Annotated in this window: 1 pseudogene; it reads right to left on the reverse strand. The window is 64.6% G+C overall.

The annotated features are described in order from the left end of the window. Window positions 1-1,328 (reverse strand): annotated as a pseudogene (locus EOD07_RS34540) (peptidase S8); the annotation flags it as partial. Between the last annotated feature and the right edge of the window lie 15 nt (window positions 1,329-1,343).

Consider the following 1,343-nt stretch of genomic DNA (forward strand, 5'->3'; position numbering starts at 1 on the left):
GTGCCGTCCGGCGCAACCGGAATGCGCTGCTGGATCACGGCCACCACCTCGACGCGGAACGAGCCGTCCGGCTCGACGCGGCGCGTCGGGCGCACGCTATAGATGTCGAAGGTCGTCTCGCCTTTCTTCGGCGCATGCATGACCGTGCCGTCCTCATTGTAGCGCGGCAGATCGGGCAGCAGGCCGAACTGCTTGTAGAGGTCCGGATCGGAGGCGAAGGCCTTGTGCATCGCCTTCCACAGCGCATAGCGGTTCTTGTCGTTGAGCGCGAAGATTTCGGCCCGCTTCAATTTCTGGTTCCAGCCGAGATCGATCTTGCTCAGCAGGCCCTTCAGCCAGGAAGGCGACGGGTCCTCCGGCGCGCTCCAGGCCAGCGTCTCTTCCGAGATGGTGCGGACGTCGCGCGGCAACAGCTTCCATTTGCGGAACGATTCCAGGAACGCCAGGCGATAGTGCAGCGGATCGTCCGGATAGGCGTCGCGGTCGGCGGTGATCAGCGCGCGCAAATATTCGCCGAAGCTGATGTCGACGGAAGGGCAATAGTCGAGCGCGCGGATGCACATGGTCAGCATCTGCCTGGCGGTCTTGGCGACCTCGTCGGTCAGGCGCTCGACCAGGCTCGGATGCAAGGTTCCCGCCGGCAGGATGCCGGAGCCGCCGGTGGCAAGCTGGATCAGGTCGTCGGTCCGCCGGTCGACGATGGCCAGGAAGGCCTGATAGACGGCGAACACCAGGATCGAGCCGCGATCATGCGCCTCGAAGGTCTTGTCGTAATCGAGGTCGGCCATGCCGGCGCCGCCATATTCGCGCAACGGTCCGGCCCTGCCGCTGCCTTCGCCGAACTGCTTGGCGATACCCGAAAGCAGCGAGGCGGCCGACAGTTCGCCCCTCGCCTTGCCGATTTCGAAGCTGACCAGCTCCTTCAGGGTGAAATGCTGGAACAGCGCGACGATATCGGCGAAGGCCTCGTGGAAGGCCGGCACGTCCGGATTGGACGCTTCCTGGAATCGGCGATGCAGCCCGTCGAGCAGCGCATGCGACATCTCATGCGCGACGATATCGCTGGACAGGCACGAGAATACCGTCGTTCCGGGCGTGGTGACGTCGCCCTCATTGCTGGTCGCCGGGAAATAGCCGAACAGCAGCGCCTTCTTTTCCGGGCTGTAATAGGCGTTCTCGGCGCGCAACCCATGCGGATAGATGCGAAGGCGCGGCACATAATGCGCCTTTACCGTCATGTCGCCGGTGCGGCCGGGAGCCTCGGCATAATGCGGCGCCCACAATGCCCGCCGGCCGAGAGCGCGCTCGAAATGGCCGATCGTGGTCATGGCGACGGCGTAGAC

This window comes from Mesorhizobium sp. M2C.T.Ca.TU.002.02.1.1 (assembly GCF_003997225.1).